This is a genomic window from Scytonema millei VB511283, from assembly GCF_000817735.3.
In the GTDB taxonomy this organism is placed as follows: Bacteria; Cyanobacteriota; Cyanobacteriia; order Cyanobacteriales; family Chroococcidiopsidaceae; genus Chroococcidiopsis; species Chroococcidiopsis millei_B.
The window spans coordinates 18,885-41,636 of the sequence record NZ_JTJC03000011.1 but is presented as its reverse complement, the minus strand read 5'-3'; the positions used below and the strand labels follow the sequence as shown (position 1 = coordinate 41,636).

Below are 22,752 nucleotides of genomic sequence, written 5' to 3'. Positions count from 1 at the left end.
AAATGCTGCAATACTCAGTTCACCCAGCTCCTAGATTCATTCGCACTCATTTAAATCGGCTTTTACCGAGTTGGTCGTTGCCCGTTTTATCTGTGGTTGTAGTTTTACAACTATGTCAATTTGCTTTCTTGGAACGGACAGTTGAGACAGAAATCTATAAGAACGAATTTCGGCAACAATTTCTAGAATTTGGCAGCCAAATCATTGCCCAACTGGGAACAATGGGATACTTAGCAGATATGTTTGACCCACGCACTGGTTTCCCTATGACTTCTCCTCCCGGTCAAGTACGGTTGAGCGATGTGAAAGTTGTTGGCGCTACCCTGGGCTATACAATCGATCGTAGCGGTCAGTGTGCCGCGATCGTTCATCCAACGTGGGGAAAAGCGGTTTATCCTTCTACGCTGGTCTCATCTGCCCAACCAGATGTCGTTGCAGCAATCGTGGCTAATATAGCAGCTAATAGCACGCACTGGAATATTCAACCCGTAGCAGGAGCGAGCGATCCAACCGTAGAGGGGCAATCTTTTCCAGATACAAAGCCAGTATAAAAGAGTCAGTATAAGAGCGTGCATCTGCGATCGAGGCTTGAGAAAACATCTATGAAAGCATCCACACAAGGTTCTGGAAGAGGAATTCTACTACCTTTAGCAACGCTACTTGCTATTCTGGCAACTTTGAGCGTTAATGCCCTATCAAATTTCTTTCCAGTTCGAGGATTAAATATTGGTGAAATTGCCAATACCATTCTTCAAGGCGTGCAAATTACTCCTGCAAATTATGCCTTTGCCATTTGGGGATTGATTTATCTCGGACTGATTGCCTATGGTATTTATCAGATGCTTCCGGCACAACGCCAAAATTCAACTCTGCATCAAGTTAATGTCTTACTAATTATTGCTTGTCTAGCTCAAATTGCTTGGGTATATCTCTTCACCCTACAGCTATTTTGGCTTTCAGTCATAGCAATGCTAGCAATTCTAATTCCCTTAATTGGAGCTTACTTGCAATTAGAAATAGGCAAAAGAGTATCGCGCAAATTTAAATGGTTGGTTCACGTACCATTTAGTATTTATTTAGGTTGGATCTCTGTAGCAACGATTGTTAATATTGCCTCTGCTCTTTATATCTCTAATTGGGATGGTTGGGGCGTAAGTCCTGTAGGATGGACTGTTATTATGCTGCTTATCGGTGCAGCGATCGCCTCTGTAGTTGCCCTTCAACGGGCAGATATTGCCTTTACGCTAGTATTTATTTGGGCGTATGTCGCGATCGCAGTTCGTCATTTGTATTTAAATAATTCTGCCATTTCAATCACTGCAGTAGTAGCAGCAATTGTCCTTGCAGTCCTACTAGGATTTAGCAGGGTGAAGAGTAAGGAGCGAGGAGCGAGGAGCGAGGGGTGAGGGAAACCACTGTACAAGTTTACTACCCTTGAGCAGATAAGGCTTTGCGGTAAACGATCTTGTCAGCGCCCTCTGTATAAAAGTCTCGTATCCGCGCTTCCTCGTCATAACCGCACTTACGGTAGAATGCTCGCGTATGCTCGAATTCTGACGTACCAGACGTTTCCACCAGTAGCATACGCCCACCACGCTCTACTAACGTTTGTTCGACATAGCGTAGCAGGGCTGTACCACGTCCTTGTCTTTGGCGATCCGGTCGAATAGCAATCAACTGTAAGTTCCACGTCCTATCGGTCATTCGCTCCGTCTCGCAATAAGCGACCCCAACCAGTCCATTATCGTCATCGACGATCCAGAAGCGATCGCGATCGCTGTTGCCACCCAAGTAATCGGACAGCATTGCGCTAAGCTCCTCAAGTTGGTTCGACTCGAACAGTCCGGTTGCGTCGGCTAAAGCAATCAGTGCGGTTGTGTCATCGGGTGCGATCGGTCGAATCATACAGAATAACTGTCAAAATGGAGTTTCTACTTGTAGAGAAATACTTTTGCCTGAGTATGGATGCTCAAAATAAAGTTCTCTCGCGTGTAAGTGTAGACGCTCTACCTGGGCGCGACAACCGTACAATCGATCGCCCAAGACAGGTATTCCTAACCCTTGGCGATCGGCAGCATGAACCCTAAGCTGATGAGTCCGTCCTGTTAAAGGGAAGAATTGAATTCGTGTAGAATCCTTCGATCTTGCTATGACTTGGAATTGGGTTAAGCTGGGCTTACCCCGTGCATCGACTTTTTGATAAGGGCGATCGCTAGGATCTCCCCAAAGTGGCAGTTGAATCGTACCTCTTTCTGGCGTTATGCATCCGCTAAGTACCGCTTCATAAACTTTACGCACTCGCCGCTGTTGAAATTGCTGGCTCAGATGACGATAAGAGGCGCGATCGCGAGTCAGGAGCAGAATACCCGATGTTTCTAGATCGAGGCGATGTGAAGCTGCGATCGCCATCCCATCAGGTAGCAAATAACGTAAGCGAGACAAAACGCTATCGTAGCGATCGCTACAACGACCGGGAACGGAGAGCAGTCCTGGCGGTTTATTGATAGCAATCAGCCACTCGTCTTCATAAAGAATAGATTTCTTAGTTTGGATGCACAGATTTTGGAGATCCCCCTTAGTCCCCCTTGAAAAGGGGGAAACAAAGCTGCTCTTAGCCCCCCTTCTTAAGGCGGGTTGGGGGGATCTGATTGCCCCCCTTCTTAAGGCGGGTTGGGGGGATCTGATTGCCCCCCTTTGTAAGGCGGGTTGGGGGGATCTAATTCCCTCCTTCGGTAAGGGAAGTTGGGGGGATCGATGCTGTAAACCCGACAACAAAAACCCCATCAACGGCTGACAACGCTCCGCACAGGCTCCATAGAACTCTCCCTGCACTTTCTCGCCCTTAGTTGAAGGCGCTCCCCACCAAAACTCTGCCATTGCCAGTGGCTTCAAATCATGGGTTGCTGCATAATGCAACAACTTTGGCGCACAACAAGCCCCAGTCCCAGTAGGTAGCGAACCCGCCATCAACTGCTGTAGTGGTAAAGACTCCCCTGCAAAATTGCTCAATTTGTAGCTAGCGTGCATCAGTGCTTGCAGCTGCCTAGATAAACTTTTCCGCTGTTGTTTCAACTCGTGCGTTCTCTTATCTGCTTGCTCGATATCCTGTTGGAGTGGTTGTAACAAAGCATCTCGTTGACGCTTAAACAGCTTGCGATCGATCCCATCCTGACGACTTTGTTCATCCAGTTGCGCTAATGCCTCCACCAAAGTATCGCCCGTAAAGGTATTTTGGTATACTTGGCGCTGAGATTGTCGCTGTTGCTTGCGATCGCGATGTAGGATTGTAAGTTGCTGCCAGTGGGTTTCAAACTCCTGCACTAACGCTGCATACTTTTGTCGCTCTGGAATTTGTTGCAAGGCAATTAGCTCTTGCTTCATAGCTGCTAACATATCCAGGGTACGCGCTTCTTCTAAAGCCAGCTCTTTTCCCTCAATCGCCCCCACCCAACCTGCAACCGTGCTACGACCATGCAAAAGCCCAGAAAATGCTTTCAGCACTCGGCGTTCCCCCGCAGCAGTCTCGACAAGCAACACGCCATACATTTTCCCCTCACGGGAATATGCCACATCTGTAGCCAGCTGTTGCATTAACCCATTGGCGATCGCTTCTACTAAAGGAGTGCGAGGTAGTCTCAATAAATTGCCCGTTTGGGGACAATAACCTTCATACCAATAACTAACAGGTGAGTCACCAGCAACGCAGCCCGAGCTAATAAAATCTGTTGGTAGATGAAGGGTCATAATATTTAATGGCTAGTTGGTAGTTGGTAGTTGGTAGTTGGTAGTTGACGGTTGACGGTTGACGGTTGACGGTTAACCGATCGCTGATAACCGATCGCTGATAACCGATCGCTGATAACCGATCGCTGATAACTGATAACTGATAACTGATAACTGACATGAAATCTCTGTCTCGACTTCCCAGGCAAGCTATTGCAGCAAAAATTTTTCATTGGGTAAACATCGTTAGCTTGTTTATCATGCTGACCAGCGGACTGCAAATCTACAATGCTAACCCCGTATTTGGTGGGCGCGCTGGCTGGCATATTCCACCAATTTTTACTCTTGGAGGATGGCTGGCTGGTGGTAGACACTGGCACTTTGCGGCAATGTGGCTGTTTTCGCTTAACTTGGTTTTTTACGGTGTTTACATCCTCGTTACTCGGCGTTGGAAGCATCGATTTGTCAGCGATAAAGACATCAAAGCATTGAAATTGAGTCAAAACCAAAAGCGTCGTGCTTATGCATGGCATCGGATCGCTTATACGGCGATCGTTCCCATTTTATTACTTGCTATATTTAGCGGTCTGGGAATGTACAAACCCGCTCAATTTTCCTGGATTGTCGATTGTTTTGGCGATTGGCAAGCGTTGCGCATCGTTCACTTTACTACAGTACCAATCGTGATTATCTTTGCCACAATTCACGCCTTACTAGGACGAAAAGTCGGTGGCGATCGCCTTTTAGAATCGATGTTTTGGTAAGTCTACCTATAATAATATGAATCAGATTCAAATCCCCCAACAGAAACTACTACGTCGTCACTTTTTAAAACTTTCTGGGCTTTCCAGCGTCAGTTTATTATTAGGTGGATGTGGCACGCCTTTATTTGAAGATATAGTCGGTAAAGTTTCCGAACCATTGAACCAAAAAGTTGAAACTTTAATTTTTAATCCTGAAAAACTCGCACCGGAATTTCCAATTAGCGAGATTGAACCAGAAGCATTAATTGTTAACTCATTTAACTTTACGCCAAAAATCGATTCAACCAAATTTCGTCTGGTTGTCGATGGTACAGTTAATAAATTCCTCAGCCTCAGCATGACAGAAATTCAGCAAATGCCCCTCGCCTCAATGGTGATTCGTCACGTCTGCGTGGAAGGATGGGCAGCGATCGTGCAGTGGGGTGGAGTTCGATTGCGAGATATTATTAATCTTGCCCAACCTAAACCCGAGGCAAAATACGTTTATTTTAAATCCGCTGATGGCTACTACGAAAGCTGGGATTTAGCTTCGTGTATGCACCCACAAACGTTGATGGCATATCAGAAAAACGGGCAACCTTTACCGATAGATAACGGTGCGCCTTTACGTCTCGCCTCGCCAATCAAACTAGGTTACAAGCAAAGTAAATGGGTCACCAATATTATCCTTAGCGATCGCCTCCTACCTGTCAAAGGCTACTGGGAAGACCAAGGCTACGAATGGTACGCCGGATTATAGAGTTGACAGTTAACTGTCAACTGTCAACTGTCAACCAACTACCAAATCTAAGAGTAAAATCTATGGGATGCAATTCAGCACCTTAATGATGAACATTCCTAACTGTACCTGGCAGCGTCCTATCGGTCTGGGCTGGGACAAGCCCTATATTGTCCGTACCGCAAGTAATTTAGATGATGGTCCCTGGCACGGTATGCCTTTAGGAGGCTTTGGTGCGGGTTGTATCGGTCGGTCTTCTAGGGGTGATTTTAACTTGTGGCAGGTGGACGGCGGCGAGCATATTTTTCAGCCGATGCCTGCTTGTCAGTTTAGCGTGTTTGAAAGCGTGTTTGAACAGAGTGCATCTCACTCTCAGGCTTACGCTTTGTGTACGGAAGCACCTGAAGATGGATTGCAGAATTGGCAGTGGTATCCATGTAGGGGCGAACAAAACGCCCACACAGGCACGTATCATGCGTTGTATCCTCGTAGCTGGTTTGTGTATGAGGGTGTGTTTCAATCTCAGTTAACCTGCGAACAGTTGTCGCCAATTTGGGCAAATAACTATCAAGAAAGCAGCTATCCAGTGGGTGTATTTGTCTGGACTGCCCATAATCCTACTAATGCCCCTATAACTCTGAGTATTATGCTGTCCTGGCAGAATATGACGGGGTGGTTTACCAATGCTAGTAAATCTTCTGAAGTAAAAATTAGAGATGATGGTAGCCCAGTGTATGAATATAAATCGCGCTGGGGAGAAAGTCAGGGAAATTTTAATCGGTTGCTGGAAGATTCCGAGTCTGTCGGATGCGTATTAGGGCGAGATAATAGCGAGGATGCAGAAGAAGGGGACGGACAGTGGTGCATTGCTACAGCAAAACAGCCTGGTGTAGAAGTCTTTCATCACACCCGTTGGAATCCCATCGGTACGGGGGAAGACATATGGACAAGTTTTGCCCAATCAGGTGCTTTACCTAACTTACAAGATGAGACACCAGCTATAGAGGGAGAACAAATTGCAGGTGCGATCGCAATTCGTTTTACACTGCAACCAGGAGAAACTCGTACGATTCCCTTTGTCTTAACTTGGGATTTTCCCGTTACAGAATTTGCTGCTGGGGTCAAATATTATCGTCGCTATACAGATTTTTTCGATCGCACGGGTAAAAATGCTTGGGCGATCGCGCGTACAGCTTTACAAGCATATCAAACTTGGCAATCTCAAATTCAAGCTTGGCAGCAACCAATTCTAGACAAAACCGATCTGCCCGATTGGTTCAAAATGGCATTGTTTAACGAACTCTACGATCTTACCAGTGGCGGGACGCTGTGGAGTGCGGCGACTCAACGCGATCCTTTCGGTCAGTTTGCCATCTTAGAATGTATTGATTATCGCTGGTACGAAAGCCTTGACGTGCGGCTTTACGGTTCGTTTGCTCTATTAATATTATTTCCAGAGTTAGAAAAGGCTGTGATGCGTGCTTTTGCACGGGCGATTCCTGCTAGCGACAACAATCGTCGTCTGATTGGATATTACCTGACCATCGGGGCAGAAATGCCCCTCGCACCGCGTAAAGTTGCTGGTGCAACACCTCACGATTTAGGCGCACCCAACGAACACGTCTGGGAAAAAACAAATTACACGGCATATCAAGATTGCAATTTGTGGAAGGATTTACCCAGCGATTTTGTTTTGCAAGTGTACCGAGATTATTTACTGACAGGGGCAGCTGATGTAGAGTTTTTAGCAGAGTGTTGGGAGGCGATCGTTCAAGCTCTCAACTACTTGAAAACTTTCGATATAGATGGCGATGGAATTCCTGAAAATTCTGGTGCGCCAGATCAAACTTTTGATGATTGGAAGTTGCAAGGAGTCAGTGCTTATTGTGGCGGATTGTGGTTGGCGGCTTTAGAAGCGGCGATCGCCATTGGTAAAATTTTACTCAATTCTGTAGAGACATTACATGTAAAGTCTCTACAAGAGACAATAAATACATATCAATCTTGGTTGATGCGATCGCGTCCAATCTACCAAGAAAAACTTTGGAACGGACAATATTATCGCTTAGATAGCGGTAGCGGTTCTGATGTCGTGATGGCAGATCAACTCTGCGGACAATTTTACGCCCGTTTATTAAAATTACCTGACATTGTGCCGCAAGAATGTACTGTGTCTGCACTCAAAACTATATACGATGCTTGCTTCTTGAAATTTCATCAGGGAAAATTTGGGGCAGCGAATGGTTTAACCCTGAATGGTTCTCCTGAAAATCCTAATGCTACCCATCCATTAGAAGTATGGACGGGAATTAATTTCGGATTGGCGGCTTTTCTCTTGCAAATGGGAATGAAAGCTGAGGCACTGCAATTAACAGAAACAGTTGTCAATCAAATCTATGAAAATGGTTTGCAGTTCCGTACTCCAGAAGCAATTACATCTGTTGGTACTTTTCGGGCTAGCTATTATTTGCGGGCAATGGCAATTTGGGCAATTTATGGCGTGTGGTTTGAGTTTTAGTTATCTCGCAATTTACCATTTTTGCTTTTGTCAATTGCTTGAATTTATTTGATGTCTTCTTAGCAAATGCTTTTTATCAGTAGTTGTTGCTGCACGTCTCTGTTGCTTTAACAGTTGAATGGAATACAAGGTAGCAATAACTTGAATTGTTCCCATTGTGATAAATAAAGCATTGAAAGACAACCAATTAACAATAACTCCCCCAAGAACTACAGCAAGACCAGTCATGACTTTTGATTGTCCGTCAGCCATGCCCCAAATTTGCCCTGCATTTCCTCGATCTTCATATTGTGCATACAAAGCATTCCAAGTAGGAGTTGCTAAAGCAGAAGCAATTCCCAACCCTATTTGAACGACAAACAAACTTAGTTGAGAAGATGCGAATAGATAGCAGAATGTGAAAATGGCATTTAAAGCATAGCCAATTATCATGAGTTTGGCTTTGCTTATATTCCGGTCTGATAGCTTTCCAACTAGGATAGTAAAAATTCCTGTAGCAACCAGATATGCAGCCCAAATTCCGCTAATATCAAGAATGTTACCTCCAATTTTTTGAGTAAATAAACCAAAAATTGGAGCAAACATTCCTTCGCCTAAGTACCAAATATTACTACTATAAAGTAGGATTTTGAGATTTTTTTGCAACATAGAAAACAACTTAATAGATTGATGATTTCTATGCAGTTATGAGCTTCTGGTGACGCTGGTAATAGCAATTCAGCATGGAGTCAAGTCTTTCTTTTCCGGCAGCAACCGCATTCACTTTATCGATAAACTTACTTGAAATAAACTGCTTCAATGGCTGTTCAACTTGATTGAAGTAGTTCATTGCATCAGCAACTTTCCTATCCCACTCTGGATACAAAAGCAAGAAATCGTCAGGCATGACTTTGGTTTTAGCAAACCCTGGTTCTGGAAAGCATTCAAAAGGTTCGTCTAAATTAAAACATGCATAGTCGTCGGTTAGTTCTTCATCAGGATAAATGTCTCTAACAGCTATTTCAAAATCATAAGCTGTAGATATACAATTAGCCCGGAAACTGTGATTCATATATCTACCAATATCCCAACACAAGATGTAGTCACCGTTTCTGTCACGAAAAGAGTATTTGAAAATGTGATTTTGCTGAAGTCGATCTAGGGACAATACACAAGCCTCGTCAATTTTTCGATCGAGTTCATCGACTACCCAAGTTATCGTTCCTTGAGGAATAAATCTTGTAGCAAATACACCGTAACCAATAATTTCATTGACAAGACGTAGCTCTGTGTCTGGATGAATCATAAAGGTTTAACGCATAGTAATGCGTAAATTTCTACCATAATTATTTTCGCAGTATACTTAATTAAAGAATTTTTTAATATTTCTACATAGTCACAATATAAATGTTAGTAGTTATACTCCTATTTAGATATAATATATAACTCAGTTCAATAGTAGTTGGGTTTAATTACAGTTATTTCAGAGCGATATTTAAAGTTAAGTATATTATTTTACGGTTATCATAAACAATTCACGAATAGCAAACAGTTTCGTTGCAGTTATAAAGCGATTATTCGGAGAGCGCTTGTTACTAAATATACAGCTAAATCTTGCCCTTCATGAAACTTCCTATAAATGATGTTACTGAGAGCGATCGCCATTTCTGAATCAACATCTCTATCCCTGTAGAAACTTATGTCAAAAATCAAGTAGGCGATCGCTCCCTCGCTCATTTAAGCAATCAGGGTAACTGCACCAGTATCTAAGTCATAACGACCACCTACGATTTTTAATTTCCCCTCTTTGATTAGTTGAGTTAGTATTGAAGAACTCTCCTGCAATAGTCCAACTTGATATCGAACGTTAGCTACAACAGCATCATTAACTGCATCATTTGATTGAGCTTTAATCCCATTTAAAGCTGGTTTAATATCCTCAACAAAAGTGCCAATTCTACCAGGAAGCAGATCGCTTTTGAGTGCTGCTTGTACTGCACCACATCTTTCGTGTCCTAAAACTATAATCAATTGGGAACCTAAAACCGATGTAGCAAATTCTAGGCTGCCTGTAGCTGTAGGGCTGACAACATTGCCAGCAAGCCGAACGACAAACAAATCTCCTAGCCCCTGATCGAAAACAATTTCTGCTGGAACTCGCGAATCAGCACAGCCCAAAATAGAAGCGAAAGGATATTGAGCTGCGGCAACCTCTTGCAAGCGCAATCGTGATTGATTAGGAGTTTGACGCTTCTCTTTCATAAACCGTTGGTTGCCCTCCAGTAATCTTTTGAGAGCATTATCTGGACTGACTGGCTGAGGCTTGTCTTCAATTTTTGCAGGCTGTGCTATAGCAGATTGTGCGCCCCACGAACTACTAACAACACTAGTAGCAGCTATGCTAGCTCCTCCTACACCCACCAATTTGAGCAAATTGCGTCGTCCCACAAACCCATTTTTTCGAGTCATCATCGTACCTCAATCAAAATTATCTGCTGGTTTCTTCCTGAAGAAACAGGAAAAATCAGCATAGTAAACCTCTATGCTTGCTGCGTTTGTAGTCGCACGACCTAATTTCGCTTTGACGTGGAAATCTGCAAAATTAAAATAAAATAACTTGCAAAAAATCTAGCAAACAACAGACCCAACGATTAGGAAATCTATCAAATTATGGGCGCAAAAAATTAATCTTTACTATAGATATATTCTATAGTAATTATAGAAAAGTACTAATAAAAAATACCAAGATTTATTTACAGCGAAGGTTATATAGGCATCTGGTTTTGTTATTGAAAAAAACTCAGTATGCGTAGGGTGCGTTACGCAATCATGCTAACGCACCAAAAACTTAGGGTGATGCGTTACACCAAAGGCTAACGCATACTACGTAGATTTTAAAAGTTAAAGCTGAGTCGTATACTGCGATCGCAGATTTTTTGATTCTCGGCACAAAAAGCTACTTGGCTGCACTCAACACGACTTTATTAAAAAGTACAATTGACTGCAATTGACATAATTTCTAATTATTTTTTACTAGTCATGCTCTCCGGCAAAACAAAATTCACGCTCTTCACCTTACTGGAATTGGCGACCCTGGAGCCAATGGCAACTAGATGCCGCTACGAGAACCAGCAAAGATGACAGTCAGATTCTTGGCGCTGCATGGCAGGGCTGGCAATACAGCTAAGTCAACGCCCCTCCAGCTCGGATTGACTGCCTTTCACCTCTCACCTCTCGCCTTCTGCCTGAAATATAAAATCTTTGAATTCATTCCCATAGCTAGGATTGATTGTTACCATTAGCGATCTAAAATGACACTGATTAGTAGCAGTTACAAGCAATTGATTCTATGTTGCGCCATCGATCGTTCTTATCCCTAATTTTGGTAATTTTGGCAACATTTCTGATCGGCTGTAGCAGTCCCAGCACTGCCACAGTACCCCCAACTTACAGCTCGGCTCAAATTCAGCAGATCCAGCAGTACATTCCCGATATTCAAAGCTTGCGCGATCGCGCCAGCCGAGAAATTCCGTCTTTAGTACAAAGAAAAGATTGGATCGATGTCGGTAATTTCGTCCACGGACCTTTAGGAGAACTGCGATTGACCATGAACTACATGACGCGCAATCTGTTGCCACAAGATCAATCTAAAGCAAAGCAGATTACGCGAAACTTCTTTAACGACCTAGTAGCGGTCGATCAAGCAGCTCAACAAGGCGATGCGAAAAAAGTCTTGCTCAACGCCAGAGAAGCCGTAGCAGACATCGACAGCTTTCTTCAGTTGCTGCCTCAAGCTAGTGAAGGTTGAAGGTTGACAGTTGATAGTTGACGGTTGACGGTTGACGGTTAACTGTCAACTACTAGCAATAAAAATGACTCAAGTAGTAATTATCGGGTGCGGTGTAGTGGGGGCAGCGATCGCCTACGAACTGAGCCAAGTTCCAGGGTTACAGGTTGCTGTCCTCGATCGCCAATTGCCAGCGCAAGCGGCAACAAAAGCGGCTTTGGGCGTTTTGATGGGTGTTATCAGCCATAAAACTAAGGGTAGAGCGTGGCAGTTGCGACAGGCAAGTATCCAACGCTACGACACCCTCATTCCAGAATTAGAGGCACTGACAGGGCATCATATCCCTTTGAATCGGCAGGGAATTTTGATGTTGTGCTTGGCAGCAGAACTCGGATCTTGGGAGAAACTCGTCGCGACGCGCGCCTCTCAAGGCTTGGCTTTAGAAATTTGGGATGAAGTAAAAGTCAAGTCCTATTGTCCGCAAATTAACTGCAATCCCTCGACCTGGGCAATTTACTCGCCCCAAGATCGGCAAGTCGATCCGGTGAGTTTAACTTTGGCTTTAGTTGAAGGGGCAAAACGCAATGGTGTCAAATTTTTCTTTGGAACACAGATAGAGGAATATAATTTCAGTTCGGCTTCCAGCGATGCTGAAAGTGGTATAGGCGATCGCCGCATCAGACAAATAACAATTTCTGGAGAGCGATCCCATTTGAATGTCGATTGGCTAGTGGTATCGGCTGGATTAGGATCTTTGCCATCTCTGCCAACAGAAACTTCACCTCAACTAAAATTTGATATCGTACCCGTACTAGGTCAAGCTATTCACCTCAAGCTCGATCGCCCTTTAGGTAGTCCAGATTTTCAACCCGTCATTACGGGTAACGACGTGCATATCGTTCCCTTAAATGGGGGTCAACCAGCAACGGAATATTGGGTAGGAGCAACGGTAGAATTTCCTGCCATTGGACGAGAAATCGAGGCAGCACCAGCCTTGTTAGAGGCAGTCATGCAACAGGCGATCGCTTTTTGTCCTGCTTTAGCGACAGCGAATATTATCAAAACCTGGTCTGGTTTACGTCCCCGTCCTGAAGGTCGTTCCGCCCCCATAATTGACTATCTATCAGGATTTAGCAATATTCTCTTAGCGACAGGGCACTATCGTAACGGTGTTTTACTCGCGCCCGCCACCGCACAAGCGATCCGCAAAATGATATTATCTTCTGGTTAAGAGTTGTCAGTTGTCAGTTATCAGGGAGCAGAGAGCAGGGAGCAGGGAGCAGTTATCAGTGACCAGTTATCAGTGACCAGTTAACAATCCACTACACCCCACACCCCACACCCCACACCCTATCTACTACTAGCCACCAGCCACCAGCCACTCCCGACTTACGACTTACGACTTACGACTTACCTATTACCAATAAAGTGTCGTGTCCATCGCAGAACATCAAATTAATGTTGGTTCCCTAGAATGGTTTTACCGCGAGGTTGCCCCCATTGGAATGAGCGATCTGCTGCCAGTGGTGCTGTTACATGGTCTACCTTCCCATAGCTACGGTTGGCGACACGTTATGCCTGCTTTGGGGAGTCAGGGAACTAGGGCGATCGCCCCCGATTTGATTGGTTTTGGTTCGTCAGCGAAACCTCAAGCGCGGGATTTTAATTATACTCCCGATGCTTTTGTCAAGGCATTAGATGACTTTATTCAAGCTTTGGAGATCGATCGCTTTTGTTTGGTCGTGCAAGGATTTTTGGGTTCGGTAGGGTTGCAGTATGCTTTACACCATAGCGATCGCGTTGAAAATATTGCCATTCTCAATACTCCTTTGACTACGGCTGCTAAACTACCGTGGCAGATGCAACAGTGGGGACTACCTTTGGCGGGAGATATGGCGACGCAAGATCCTTTGTTGGTGGATCGTACTCTAGAAGGTGGTAGCCGTTATCAGATTTCAGAAGCAGATTTAGACGTATTTCGCAAGCCTTTTTTGAAAAGTTCAAAAGCGGGGCGATCGCTGATGACGACGGTACGTAATCTGAAAATGTCGCCGTCCATGACAGAAATTGCTGATGGTTTTCAAGACTGGAAGAAGCCACTTTTAATTGTCTGGGGTGTAAACGATCCTTGGCTTCCTGTGGAAATCGCCCAGAAATTCGCCAGCAACCTACCCCAAGCCGAGATTGTCAAACTTGAAAAAGCGGGGCATTATCCTCAAGAGCATTTTGCCGAAGATATTCTACAAGACCTTTTACCTTTCGTGCGTCGTGCTTCGTAGAGTGCGGGAAACACCTTACTTTATTCGATCGAACTCCTAAGACAAAAGCACTCAAAACCTTGAATTTACTGGGAATTCATGTTGCGAGTGGTTGCTAGCACGACCGAGTTGATAGCAAATAAGCGGGGCTGGTCGTCCTGTTGATAGATAGTAATACTGCTAGCCTACGATGAGACCAACCGTAATTATCACGGAAAATCTGAGTTAGCGGATCTCTATTGAAGGGATGCATTCAGTATATTTTCGGTTGCAACACAATACATCTCGGAAGCGCGATCGAAGATCTGGGAAGATCCCCCAACCCCCTTAAAAAGTGGGCTTTGAGTTCCCTGATTCCAGTTATTATGAAGTAATGTAAAGAAAAGCTTCTACTTTCATATGTCTGACCAATTCGTAGGTAAGCCCCGTCCTCTTTGGCGTGTTATTTTGCTATCTGTCGCTACTCTAATGCTGTACTACGGCTGGTATAAATGGATTATCCAAGAGGAATTACGCCGCTACAACGGTTATGGCTGGTCTGGGACGCTGTGTTTAGCACCTTTTGTACTTGGGGTTGTCATTCCCCAATTGTTACGGATTTACGATCCTGACGTACCAGATTGGTTCGGCTGGTTTTCACTGCTGGGGGTGGTTTGGATTTATATCGTGCAGTTCAAGCTGTATAAAACTGTGAATGCACTATATCGGGAAGCAGGAATGAAGGAACCGCTAACTGTTTGGTGGATATTTGTACCTGGGTTGAATTTAGTTGTCGGTTTGAGACAAATTCATTTTTTAAGTCAATATTGGGCAAACAAACAAGGAGCGATCGTTAAGGATGCTTTGGCTGAAAATATTCCCTTTCTGTCTGCAAATGCTTAAATAAGTTTTTCATTGTCGTGCTAATATATAGCAATTCTGAATTAATTAAAAATAGGGTGTGTTATTAACGCACCCTATCATATACATTACTTCTTCAGTGGATCGTGTCCCCAATTTTTTAGCGAATAACACCAGCGTGAAGTCTCAATATCGTGTGATGGCTTTTGAGCGCTATGACGGTGAACGTAACTAATGACTTTCTTCATATGAGAAATATCGTCATCAGTATATTCATCTTCTTTTTTTTGCAGTAGTTCGATAATTCGTCGTCCAGATTTATGTCCGGTTGACTCGTCGTCGTCCTTTTTTTGTCCTACCGCTTGTGACTCCTCAGTTTCTAACCAAGAGTCAAGCTCTTTAGGAGTCATATTCACGACTTGATGAAACTCTGCGATCGCAGATTTGACATCTTGACTCATAACTCAATTCTACTCCTCTACTTTTTCTAAAGCATCTGGTTTGTGCGCTGCTTCTTTTCCAGACTTTTCGCTTTTTACCAAATACTCAGGATTATCTTTCGATGCAGCAACGTGGTGTCCTTTGATTTCTGTAGGAGAAGTAAGTTTCTTTTCGACTTCACCAGTAGTTTTACCTTGAGAGGTTTTCCACTCAACTTTATCGCCTTGCTTAAATTCTTCAGACATGAGTAAAAGATTGTGCCTACTTAAATTTTCTTTACCTATTAATGTTTAATTATCTTGACGATTAAGTAAGCAGCCATCAATCTATTTACAGATTACGAATTACGTAAATTTGACTTTAAATCTTACTTTTGTCAGTGGTTGAGATCTAGATAGCGTGGTAGCTGTATTTAGGGAATTTTGGAGATCGCCTAAAGACTCTCAGCAGCACCAAAACCGCCACCACCCGGTGTTTCAATGACAAAAATATCTCCAGGCTGCATCTGGGCGATCGCCGTACTACCTAATTCCTCTACAGTACCATCTTGGCGTTGAATATAATTTCTCCCTACTTTCCCAGGCTTACCACCATGCAAGCCAAAGGGAGGTACAACCCTACGTCCAGAGAGAATTGCAGCTGTCATTGGTTCGCGAAACTGAAGGCAGCGAATTACACCACTCCCACCGCGATGCAAGCCCTCACCGCCACTGTGGGGACGAATGCTAAAACTGTCTAACAAGACGGGAAATCGCCATTCTAAGACTTCAGGATCGGTAAGACGGGAATTTGTCATGTGAGTGTGTACCGCATCCGTACCGTCAAAATCTGCACCCGCACCCGAACCACCGCAGATCGTCTCGTAATATTGATGGCGATCGCTACCAAAAGTAAAATTATTCATCGTACTTTGTGCCGCTGCCATCACACCCAAAGCACCATATAAAGCATCGGTAATCGCTTGGGAAGTCTCGACATTTCCCGCTACCACCGCCGCCGGATAGCGGGGATTCAACATACAACCTTCAGGGATAATAATTTCCAAAGGTTCGAGACAGCCAGCATTCAGCGGAATATCATCATCTACCAGCGTGCGGAAGACATACAACACCGCAGCTTTGCACACCGCAGCCGGAGCATTAAAATTGGTTTCTAATTGGGGCGAAGTGCCAGTAAAATCGATTCGAGCGCTACGGGTAGATTTATCGATCGCGATCGCCACTTGAATGACACTACCGTTGTCCAGTTGGTAAGCGAACTCTCCACTGTTGAGTCCTTCGATCGCTTTTCGCACCGACTCAGCAGCATTATTTTGGACAAAACCCATGTAGGCTTGGACTGTTTCCAAGCTGTAGTGTTCTACCATTTTGTGAAGTTCTTGCACGCCGCGCTCGTTTGCGGCAATTTGGGCTTTGAGATCGGCAAGATTTTGCACTGGGTTGCGAACGGGATACGCGCCACCGCACAGGAGTTGCATTAACTCCGGTTCGCAAAATTCTCCTTGAGATACCAGCAGAAAATTATCAATTAATACCCCTTCCTGTTCCACAGTCGTGCTGTTGGGTGGCATCGAACCAGGAGTAATCCCGCCAATATCGGCATGGTGTCCTCTGGAAGCAACGTAGAAGATGGGTGTAGGGGCGGGTTTAGCCAATAAATTGTCAGCCTCAACCGAAAATCCTCGTGCAAAACCCGCCCGTACGGGGGAGTCGGGAGTCGTAGGGGCGGGTTTAGCCAATAAATTGTCAGCCTCAACCGAAAATCCTCGTGCAAAACCCGCCCAGACGGGAGTAATGACAGTAATATCGGGTAGGTGAGTCCCGCCATTGTAGGGATTATTCGATACGTAGACATCACCAGGTTGCAAGCTACTACCCTTTTGGGCAATCAACGCCGTCACGCTTTCACTCATGGAACCCAAATGAACCGGAATGTGAGGTGCGTTTGCCACCAACTGTCCGCGAGAATCGAAAATGGCGCAGGAAAAATCCAACCTTTCTTTGATATTGACCGAAGAACTTGTATTTTGCAGCGTTATACCCATCTGTTCCGCGATCGCCCGAAATAAATTATTGAAAATTTCCAACATGACCGGATCGGGAGAATTCGGAATACGGAATACGGAATTCGGAATTAAATCTCCTTTGTCCTGCTTCCCGACTCCCGACTCCCCTGTACGGGCGGGTTTTGCACGAGGATTTGCGGTTGAGCCTGACAATCTATCTGCTAAACCCGCCCCTACGACTTGCGACTCCTGCTTTCTCAACACCAAATGATTTCTCTCGGTCACTTCGGCTTGCCAGCCAGGTTCGACGATATTCGTCCCCGTGGCTTCCGCAACGATCGCCGGACTGAAAATACAATCTCCTGGTTGTAAGTCTTCTCTTCTATATACAGGTGTGTCGTGCCACGCTTCAGCCGTATACATTTTTACTGTCTTTACTGGTACGGGAGGTGCATCGTCACGCCGTGCTAACACTGGTTCTGTAGCTACCTCTGTTGTTAAGATTGCCTCCACCGCCACCGCCTCGACAATTAACCGTCGATCCGCAGCAATAAACCCGTACAGTTGACGGTGCGTTGCCTCAAACTGCTGCCGCATTCCTGCTATATCTTCATATCGGACTACTAAAGGCGAATCTGTCCCCTCGTAACGCAAATGCGCTCGCTGCATCACTTCAACCCGATCTGCAACGCGGATATCCCTATCTGTAAGGTCTAGTTCTGCTTTTGTTTCTAACTCTAACTGGGTTAAAATTTCCTCTAATTCAGCCACCAAATCCACAGCTAAAACCTGCTCTACAGCTCGTTCTCGCAACGCCCGTTCGTCTGCCAAACCCATACCGTAAGCCGACAGCACCCCAGCATAGGGATGGATAAAAATCTGCTGCATTCCTAAAGCATCGGCAATTAAACAAGCATGTTGTCCGCCTGCGCCGCCAAAACAGCAGAGAGTGTATTCCGACACGTCATAACCGCGCTGAAGAGAGATCTTCTTAATCGCATTCGCCATTTTTTCCACAGCGATCGCTAAAAATCCGGTTGCGACTCGTTCGGGCGATCGCCCATCCCCAATTGCTGCTGCTAATTCTGTAAACTTACGCTGCACCACTTCTGCATCTAAAGGTAAATCTCCACTTGCTCCAAATACCTTGGGAAACAAGTCTGGCTGCAACTTGCCTACCATAATGTTGCAGTCCGTTACCGTCAGCGGTCCTCCTTGACGATAACAAGCGGGTCCTGGGGTTGCCCCTGCTGATTCGGGTCCGACGCGATAGCGCGCCCCGTCAAATTGGGCGATCGAACCGCCACCTGCTGCCACCGTATGAATTGCCATCATCGGCGTTCGCAGTCGCACTCCTGCCACTTCTGTTTCTAACGTCCGTTCGTATTCGCCTGCGTAGTGGGCAACATCCGTAGAAGTTCCACCCATATCGAAGCTGATAATCTTATCGAACCCCGCCATCAAACTTGTCTGCACTGCCCCGACAATCCCTCCCGCAGGTCCCGAGAGAATGCTATCTTTCCCCTGAAACCTTTGAGCATCTGCTAACCCACCATTGGATTGCATGAACATTAACTTGGGGAAATCGGGTCTCGGGTGTCGGGTGTCGAGGGTGAGTTGTTGGTTGTTAGTTGACAGTTGTTGGTTGAGTGTGCGAAATTGCGACTTGCGACTTGCGACTTGCAACTTGTCCCCCTTGTCTCCCTTGTCCCCTTCTTCCCGACTCCCGACTCCTGACTCCCAACTCCCGATTCCTCCCAACTGACTCGCCACCCGATCCACGTACCTACGCAAAATGGGAGATAAATAGGCATCAACTACGGTAGTGTCGCCTCGACTGACGAGTTTCATCAAGGGGCTGACTTCGTGGGAAACTGAAATCTGAGTGAAACCGATTTTTCGGGCTACGGCTGCAACTTGTTGTTCGTGTTGAGGATAGCGGTAGCCATGCATGAAAACGATCGCGCAGGAACGAATCCCGGCATCGTAAGCTGCTTGCAATTCTAAAGTGTAGGCTGGATTAACAGAAATGAGTTCTTCGCCTTGGGCGCTGTAGCGCTCTTCTACTTCAACGACTCTTTCGTACAGCATTTCTGGTAAAACGATTTGCCGTGCGAAGATGTTGGGGCGATTTTGGTAGCCGATGCGTAAGGCATCCCGAAAGCCTTTTGTCACAACTAAGACAGTGCGATCGCCTTTACTTTCTAGCAGTGCATTTGTGGCGACAGTAGTTCCCATCTTCACCACGCCAATTTGTGCCGCTGGTAGGGGTGCGTCGGCAGGAACGCCCAGAATTTCCCGTATACCCTGAATTGCTGCATCGGTATAGCGTTCGGGATTTTCCGATAGCAGTTTGTGAACGATCGTCCGTCCGTCAGGATGCTGCGCCACGATATCGGTAAACGTACCACCGCGATCGATCCAAAATTGCCAACGTCCTATCGCACGATCGGCTACCGTCATCACTCATTCCTCAATGCATGGGCTATTTGTAAGTTAGCAGCAGCTTGGGTATGGTTGCATGGCGCGATCGTCCTATCGTAGTTGGTGAATTCCTTGAATTAATCCCTGACAAACACCCGTGAGAAAATCTAAATTTAAGGTCTCAATGCGATCGCTCGGTTTGTGATAGTGAGGGTTGCGTAACATTGCCGTATCCGTCACCATCATCGCTCGATATCCCCGATCCCAAAAGGGCGCGTGATCGCTTAATCGTGTTTGGGGGACAATCCTACCTCGGTTGGGAACTGGTAGCCACTCGCTAGGAACTCCTACTTGGCGTATATTTCGGCTGAGATGAATTAAGTCAGGAACAATCGATAAATTACCGATTAAAGCAATGAAATCACCGCGATTGGGATAGAACCGTTCTAGCGGACTCGGATAGCGTTGCGATCCAGGTGTAGGATCGCAATAACCCAGCATTTCCAAAGAAATCATTAGGCGTAGCGGTTGCTGCTGCTGGCGTAATAAATCGGCATAGGCAGACGCACCCGAACCTACAGCAATACCGTCTTTTCCGGTAAATCCGTATTCTTCTAAGTCGAATGCTACGAGTTGAATGGGATATTTAGCTGGTTGCGTAGCAAAAGCTTTTGCCAATTCGAGTAGTACCGCTACACCTGTAGCGTTATCATCTGCCCCAGGCGTACCGGGAACGGTGTCGTAATGCGCGCCAATTAATATTGGTGGAGATTTTCTCTTACTACTTTGTTCCAAGCAAGGAAGATTGAGAATTAAGTTTTGAAAAGTTTGTCCTCTAATTTGAAATTCGTGAATCTCTACTTTTCCCCATTGGCTGAGTTGTGCATGAAGGTATTGGCGGACGAAAAAATGTCCTGCTGTTGAGAGGAAAGGATCGCGATCGCGGACTATTTCCGTTAAGTGATTCTGCAAGCGTTGTTTGAGATCCACAGTCCGGTTTGATTTTTGACTCAGATAGTTTACACCTTCATTGTCGTACAAACCGAATATATCTTGCGATTCTCAAATTTCTTCCGTGCGATAGATCGCTTTTTTAGTATATATCAATACCATAAAAGTATTGAAATAAATTATTCAAAGGAGTTTGAGCAGTGAATATTCTAGCTTGGATAGTCTTAGGTTTAATTGCTGGTGCGATCGCCAAAGCTATCTATCCCGGTCGTCAAGGTGGCGGCATTCTAGGTACGATTTTACTAGGTATTATTGGTGCATTTGTAGGTGGTACTTTGGGAACTTTCCTCAGTACGGGAACCTTACAGTTGGCAGCTACAGCCTTTAGTATTCCTGGTATAGCTTTAGCAGTTCTGGGTGCAATTATCGCTATATTCATTTGGAATGCAATCAACCGTCGTAGCGCTGTATGAGTTGTTAGTAAAGGCATGGCAAAAGTATAATATCTAAACTAAATCGGGATAGTATAGAAATAAACTATCCCGATTTTATGCTATTCATTATTTGATATAGCATTTCCCATGTAGATGTAATACATTCGTAGGGGGCGCACAGCTGTGCGCCCCCTACAGAGCTGTGTACTTTATTTAACTGAGAATAGCTATAAATAGCTCTGAATACAAGCAAGCAAAAACTTCTCTCTAATCTTCTGCTTGAGTGTAGAGCTTCAAAGAATAATCATATAAGATTGTCCGTTAAAATTAATCCGAACTCACTTCTCTAATTTGTAAAGAATTACCCATCCAATCAGCACCGTGAAGCTGGAATTTTGCTATTTCTTCTTGAGGTTTTGCGGTCATTTGGATGAAGGCAAATCCTAACCCTTCACCTGTACTCCAATGGGTGGGATAGAAAATATGTTTGATAGAACCATAATTGCCAAAGAGGTCTAAAATATCTGCCTGTGCTACTTGGTGCGGTAAGTTATTAACAAACAGGGTCATAAAACACTCCTCTATCGATTCATGACAATACCTGTACTCTAGTATTCCCAATATTTAATTAAGAATTGCGCTTGACAGATTGGCTTCGATCGGCGATCCCAAAATCTCCTTTTTCAAGCAGCTGAGAAAAATTTGTACGTGAGGTAATGTCTAATTTGTAACTTTCACTAATTGTGGCTGTGACAGTTTTGATTGTTACCGCTTGCAAGTCAGTAGTATTTATTTTTTTTGTATATTTAATAACAATTAACTGAAAATCAATAATTGTCAGCACATATACCACGTTAGATTCATGACTTCGGGCAACGTGTTACGAGAAAATAAGACGAATTTAGCTTTTTCATAAAATTTATTAAGATTGCTAAATGAACCTCAAACGCTTATCTCAGTTTGGCTCTCCGATTTTAGGTTTACTCTTATTTGGAGTATCGTTGTGGGCGATCGCAACTCAATTGCGAGAGTTCGACTATCGAGATATTTTTCGCAGCTTGGCAGAAATTCCCAAAAGTTACATAGTACTTGCACTGATTTGCACTGCGCTGAACTACTTGATGCTGACGGGGTATGATGCTTTAGCAATGCGATATATTCGCCGTTCTCTACCTTTTCGGAAAGTTGCGCTGACGGCGATTATTAGTCAAGCAATTACCAATACTGCCGGATTAGAACTCTTAACTGGCAGCGCGATCCGCTACCGATTTTATTCGGCTTGGGGGCTATCGACTCTAGAAATTGCGAAAGTGATTACTTTCTGTCACGTTAGCTTTTGGTTAGGTTTTTTTGCGGTAGCTGGCTTGGTGTTGATCGGCGAACCTGTATCTGTCCCCTCTTTACTCCGCATTCCCTCAAACTCTTTATTTCCGCTTGGTACGATATTTTTATTTTTAGTTGCAGGATATATATTGTGGAATACTTGGAGTCACAAGCCGATGAAACTCGGCAAGTGGGGAATTCCGCGCCTTCCTGGTAAGCTTTCACTATTTCAAACAGCGATCGCAATCCTCGATTGGGCAATTGCAGGCGGCGTTCTTTACGTTTTGCTATTAGCTAACGCTCCCCTATCGTATCCTAGTTTTTTCGGGATCTACATCTTAGGACAGTTGGCAGGAGTTATTAGCAATGTCCCTGGTGGATTAGGCGTGTTTGAAACGGTACTTTTGCTGTCGCTATCAGCGCAAATTCCATCAGCCGAACTATTTGGGGCGTTATTAGCATATAGAGGCATTTACTACTTTTTACCTTTAATCGTGGCGATCGTACTGCTGGGGATTTATGAATTGCGGCAGCGATTCGAGAAAACAGAGTTTTCTCCGCGCAATCGTACCTGAAATTTCTCAACT

22 protein-coding genes are annotated in these 22,752 nt (G+C 44.8%); 11 read left to right on the top strand and 11 right to left on the bottom strand.

The window, feature by feature from the left end; all coding sequences use genetic code 11:
• Positions 1-2 precede the first annotated feature (2 nt).
• Together QH73_RS24560 and QH73_RS24555 are read left to right on the top strand one after the other, a co-directional pair.
• A complete protein-coding gene (locus QH73_RS24560; protein WP_132867522.1) occupies positions 3-551 on the top strand; it encodes a methylmalonic aciduria and homocystinuria type D protein in 549 nt (182 codons plus the stop codon).
• A gap of 51 nt (positions 552-602) precedes the next feature.
• Positions 603-1,406, top strand: coding sequence for a TspO-related membrane protein (locus QH73_RS24555; RefSeq protein WP_039713132.1), 804 nt, complete (start codon positions 603-605; stop codon positions 1,404-1,406).
• A 22-nt stretch (positions 1,407-1,428) separates the two neighbouring features.
• On the opposite strand, the gene QH73_RS24550 is transcribed toward QH73_RS24555, so the two are convergent.
• From QH73_RS24550 to QH73_RS24540, 3 genes are read right to left on the bottom strand one after another with little or no spacing between them, the layout of a single operon-like run.
• Positions 1,429-1,905, bottom strand: a complete 477-nt coding sequence (locus QH73_RS24550) for a GNAT family N-acetyltransferase (protein WP_039713133.1) — start codon at positions 1,903-1,905, stop codon at positions 1,429-1,431.
• A gap of 12 nt (positions 1,906-1,917) precedes the next feature.
• Positions 1,918-3,744 (bottom strand): RluA family pseudouridine synthase, encoded by a 1,827-nt coding sequence (locus QH73_RS24545; RefSeq protein ID WP_236147164.1) that lies wholly within the window; start codon positions 3,742-3,744, stop codon positions 1,918-1,920.
• Positions 3,713-3,904 (bottom strand): hypothetical protein, encoded by a 192-nt coding sequence (locus tag QH73_RS24540; RefSeq protein ID WP_165587777.1) that lies wholly within the window; start codon positions 3,902-3,904, stop codon positions 3,713-3,715. The genes QH73_RS24545 and QH73_RS24540 overlap by 32 nt, the downstream gene beginning before the upstream one ends.
• Between QH73_RS24540 and QH73_RS24535 the strand changes: the two genes are divergently transcribed.
• The 3 genes from QH73_RS24535 to QH73_RS24525 all read left to right on the top strand — a co-directional run bounded on the left by QH73_RS24535 (position 3,903) and on the right by QH73_RS24525 (position 7,723).
• The gene (locus tag QH73_RS24535) at positions 3,903-4,487 is read left to right on the top strand and encodes a cytochrome b/b6 domain-containing protein (RefSeq protein ID WP_039713135.1); all 585 of its coding nucleotides are present in this window, start codon (positions 3,903-3,905) and stop codon (positions 4,485-4,487) included. The genes QH73_RS24540 and QH73_RS24535 overlap by 2 nt on opposite strands.
• Before the next feature lie 16 nt (positions 4,488-4,503).
• A complete protein-coding gene (locus tag QH73_RS24530) occupies positions 4,504-5,226 on the top strand; it encodes a molybdopterin-dependent oxidoreductase (RefSeq protein WP_039713136.1) in 723 nt (240 codons plus the stop codon).
• 85 nt (positions 5,227-5,311) lie between these two features.
• Positions 5,312-7,723, top strand: coding sequence for a GH116 family glycosyl hydrolase (locus QH73_RS24525; RefSeq protein ID WP_039714429.1), 2,412 nt, complete (start codon positions 5,312-5,314; stop codon positions 7,721-7,723).
• A 30-nt stretch (positions 7,724-7,753) separates the two neighbouring features.
• Here QH73_RS24525 and QH73_RS24520 read toward each other — a convergent pair whose 3' ends face one another.
• The 3 genes from QH73_RS24520 to QH73_RS24510 form a co-directional block, all read right to left on the bottom strand.
• A complete protein-coding gene (locus QH73_RS24520) occupies positions 7,754-8,371 on the bottom strand; it encodes an MFS transporter (protein ID WP_039713137.1) in 618 nt (205 codons plus the stop codon).
• A gap of 28 nt (positions 8,372-8,399) precedes the next feature.
• Positions 8,400-9,008, bottom strand: a complete 609-nt coding sequence (locus tag QH73_RS24515) for an SET domain-containing protein (protein ID WP_039713138.1) — start codon at positions 9,006-9,008, stop codon at positions 8,400-8,402.
• Positions 9,009-9,439: 431 nt separating this feature from the next.
• Positions 9,440-10,171, bottom strand: coding sequence for a carbonic anhydrase (locus tag QH73_RS24510; RefSeq protein ID WP_039714430.1), 732 nt, complete (start codon positions 10,169-10,171; stop codon positions 9,440-9,442).
• An 880-nt stretch (positions 10,172-11,051) separates the two neighbouring features.
• Here QH73_RS24510 and psbQ point away from each other — a divergent pair.
• The 4 genes from psbQ to QH73_RS24490 all read left to right on the top strand — a co-directional run bounded on the left by psbQ (position 11,052) and on the right by QH73_RS24490 (position 14,629).
• Positions 11,052-11,510 carry a photosystem II protein PsbQ gene (gene psbQ, locus QH73_RS24505; RefSeq protein WP_039713139.1) on the top strand — a complete coding sequence of 153 codons (459 nt, stop codon included), beginning with the start codon at positions 11,052-11,054 and terminating at the stop codon, positions 11,508-11,510.
• Between the two features lie 64 nt (positions 11,511-11,574).
• Complete coding sequence (locus tag QH73_RS24500; protein WP_039713140.1) at positions 11,575-12,720, top strand: NAD(P)/FAD-dependent oxidoreductase; 1,146 nt, start codon at positions 11,575-11,577, stop codon at positions 12,718-12,720.
• Between the two features lie 202 nt (positions 12,721-12,922).
• Entirely contained in the window at positions 12,923-13,768 is an 846-nt protein-coding gene (locus QH73_RS24495) for an alpha/beta fold hydrolase (RefSeq protein WP_039713141.1), read from the top strand.
• A 378-nt stretch (positions 13,769-14,146) separates the two neighbouring features.
• Positions 14,147-14,629, top strand: coding sequence for a hypothetical protein (locus QH73_RS24490; RefSeq protein ID WP_039713142.1), 483 nt, complete (start codon positions 14,147-14,149; stop codon positions 14,627-14,629).
• 86 nt (positions 14,630-14,715) lie between these two features.
• Here the strand turns inward: QH73_RS24490 and QH73_RS24485 are convergent, their stop codons facing one another.
• The 4 genes from QH73_RS24485 to QH73_RS24470 form a co-directional block, all read right to left on the bottom strand.
• The gene (locus QH73_RS24485) at positions 14,716-15,048 is read right to left on the bottom strand and encodes a DUF3140 domain-containing protein (RefSeq protein WP_039713143.1); all 333 of its coding nucleotides are present in this window, start codon (positions 15,046-15,048) and stop codon (positions 14,716-14,718) included.
• A 9-nt stretch (positions 15,049-15,057) separates the two neighbouring features.
• Complete coding sequence (locus QH73_RS24480) at positions 15,058-15,273, bottom strand: hypervirulence associated TUDOR domain-containing protein (RefSeq protein ID WP_039713144.1); 216 nt, start codon at positions 15,271-15,273, stop codon at positions 15,058-15,060.
• Positions 15,274-15,461: 188 nt separating this feature from the next.
• A complete protein-coding gene (locus QH73_RS24475) occupies positions 15,462-19,496 on the bottom strand; it encodes a hydantoinase B/oxoprolinase family protein (protein ID WP_039713145.1) in 4,035 nt (1,344 codons plus the stop codon).
• A gap of 72 nt (positions 19,497-19,568) precedes the next feature.
• Positions 19,569-20,447: a M28 family peptidase gene (locus tag QH73_RS24470; protein WP_039714431.1), complete on the bottom strand. Its 879-nt coding sequence runs from the start codon at positions 20,445-20,447 to the stop codon at positions 19,569-19,571.
• 161 nt (positions 20,448-20,608) lie between these two features.
• On the opposite strand from QH73_RS24470, the gene QH73_RS24465 reads away from it, so the two are divergent.
• Positions 20,609-20,881 carry a GlsB/YeaQ/YmgE family stress response membrane protein gene (locus QH73_RS24465; protein WP_039713146.1) on the top strand — a complete coding sequence of 91 codons (273 nt, stop codon included), beginning with the start codon at positions 20,609-20,611 and terminating at the stop codon, positions 20,879-20,881.
• Positions 20,882-21,169: 288 nt separating this feature from the next.
• Here the strand turns inward: QH73_RS24465 and QH73_RS24460 are convergent, their stop codons facing one another.
• A complete protein-coding gene (locus QH73_RS24460) occupies positions 21,170-21,412 on the bottom strand; it encodes an RNA recognition motif domain-containing protein (RefSeq protein ID WP_039713147.1) in 243 nt (80 codons plus the stop codon).
• A 365-nt stretch (positions 21,413-21,777) separates the two neighbouring features.
• On the opposite strand from QH73_RS24460, the gene QH73_RS24455 reads away from it, so the two are divergent.
• The gene (locus QH73_RS24455; RefSeq protein ID WP_039713149.1) at positions 21,778-22,740 is read left to right on the top strand and encodes a lysylphosphatidylglycerol synthase domain-containing protein; all 963 of its coding nucleotides are present in this window, start codon (positions 21,778-21,780) and stop codon (positions 22,738-22,740) included.
• Positions 22,741-22,752 lie beyond the last annotated feature (12 nt).